A 1,816-nucleotide genomic window follows, 5' to 3' on the forward strand; every position below is an offset into this window, starting at 1 on the left:
TTATTCTACTTTTATCTCTATAGTCTGAGAATCTTTTTCTTTATATTCTCTGTCTATTTTCTCTTTGATGAGTTGCATTATTCTGTCGATGTTTTCTTCCATTTTTTCCACCTGTTTTCTCATTCGCAGGATAATGTCTACACCTGCTAAGTTTACACCTAATTCTCTGGTGAGGGTGCGGATAAATCTTATGTCTTCAATATCTTTATCTGTGTATAGCCTTATTTTACCTTCACTTCGCCTGGGGGATATGAGTCCTTCCCTTTCATATTCTCTTAAAGTATGAGGATGAATCTTTATAATTTGTGAGACAATACCAATTGTATAATATTTTTTTGTTACCATTTTATCTCTCCTTACAATTCTTCTTCTTCAAAAAATTTTCTTAATATCTGTTCACCTTTTTTGCTTATTTTATCGGGTATTTTTACCTTTACAGTAGCGTATAGATTCCCTGGTATAGTCTTTTCTCTTATCTTAAATATCTGTTCATTCTGCGTTCCTGGTGGAATCTTTATGGTGACAAAACCATTAAGTGTCCTAACTTTTGCTTTTCCGCCTAATATCATTGTCTTTAAGGGGACATCTACAGTGGTGTATAGATTTTTTCCGTCGTATGTAAAATAGGGATGAGGTTTTATGCGAACTGTTATATGTAGATCCCCTCTTCCTCCTTGACCTCTTCCACCTTTTTCTTTTATTCTTAGTTTTGTTCCGTTTTTAACGCCCGGGGGTATTTTCACATTTACTCTTTCGCCGTCTATATTTAAAGTGATAATTTTCCCTTTTACTGCATCCTCAAGGTCTAAATCCATTGTGTAGCTTATGTCTCTTCCTTTTGTATATTCTCTAAATCCATGTTGACCGAAGATATTTTCAAAAACATTTTCAAAATCGATATTGCCTCCTCCAAAGTGATAGGTATATGTTTTGCTTCCTCCAGTTCCCCTATTAAAGTCAAATCCTTCACCGAACTTGAATCCGCCTGTTTCATCGTATTCTGCTTTTTTCTTTTTATCAGAGAGAATGGAGTATGCTTCGTTGATCTCTTTGAATTTCGCTTCCGCCTTTTCATCTCCGGGGTTCAGATCGGGATGATATTTTCGTGCCAATCTCCGATATGCTTTTTTTATCTCCTCGTCTGTTGCACTTTTGGATACGCCTAATGTTTCATAAGGGTTTCTCATGGTTTAATATATAATACTTAAGTCTAAGTATGTCAACTTTAAGATTTTTAGTGTGAAACTTGACAACAATGGACTTAAGATTATATTATTGGTTGAAGATTTTTTTTGGAGGTGGATAATGGCATTGAAAGTTTGGGAACCTTTTGAGGAGCTTTCCACATTGCAGGACAGGATTAATCGCTTATTTGAAGGATTAATGCCCGATTTTGTGAAAACTGGTGCGCCTGCTACATCTAAGTGGTCGCCAGCGGTGGATATTTATGAGGATAAGGATAACATTTATTTAGATGTGGAAGTTCCAGGGATGAAGAAAGAGGATGTGAAAGTAAAGGTAGAAGACAAAACATTAACCGTTAGCGGGGAGAGAAAATTAGAGAGGGAAGAAAAGAAAGAAGGTTATTATCGAGTAGAACGTAGTTATGGTTCTTTTTCCCGTTCATTTTATCTTCCTGACAATGTAGACCCCACAAAGATAAAAGCAAAGTATGAAGGTGGCGTTTTAAAGCTTAGTATCCCCAAGAAAGAAGAAGCAAAGCCCAAGGAAATTCCAGTAAATGTAGAGTAAGGGGTGTAACGCCCCTTACTCTACAGAGAAAAATAAGAAATGAACTTAGAAAAATTTACCATTA

At 35.8% G+C, this 1,816-nt stretch carries 3 protein-coding genes; 1 reads left to right on the forward strand and 2 read right to left on the reverse strand.

Annotated features, from left to right (window positions below):
- Both J7J10_03605 and J7J10_03610 read right to left on the reverse strand, forming a co-directional pair.
- Positions 1 to 345: a MerR family transcriptional regulator gene (locus J7J10_03605; GenBank protein ID MCD6130017.1), complete on the reverse strand. Its 345-nt coding sequence runs from the start codon at positions 343 to 345 to the stop codon at positions 1 to 3.
- Between the two features lie 11 nt (positions 346 to 356).
- Positions 357 to 1,187: a J domain-containing protein gene (locus J7J10_03610; GenBank protein MCD6130018.1), complete on the reverse strand. Its 831-nt coding sequence runs from the start codon at positions 1,185 to 1,187 to the stop codon at positions 357 to 359.
- A gap of 118 nt (positions 1,188 to 1,305) precedes the next feature.
- Here J7J10_03610 and J7J10_03615 point away from each other — a divergent pair, with 118 nt between their 5' ends.
- Complete coding sequence (locus J7J10_03615; GenBank protein ID MCD6130019.1) at positions 1,306 to 1,752, forward strand: Hsp20/alpha crystallin family protein; 447 nt, start codon at positions 1,306 to 1,308, stop codon at positions 1,750 to 1,752.
- Positions 1,753 to 1,816: the final 64 nt, after the last annotated feature.

Source organism: Deltaproteobacteria bacterium (assembly GCA_021159305.1).
GTDB lineage: Bacteria > Campylobacterota_A > Desulfurellia > JAGGSF01 > JAGGSF01 > JAGGSF01.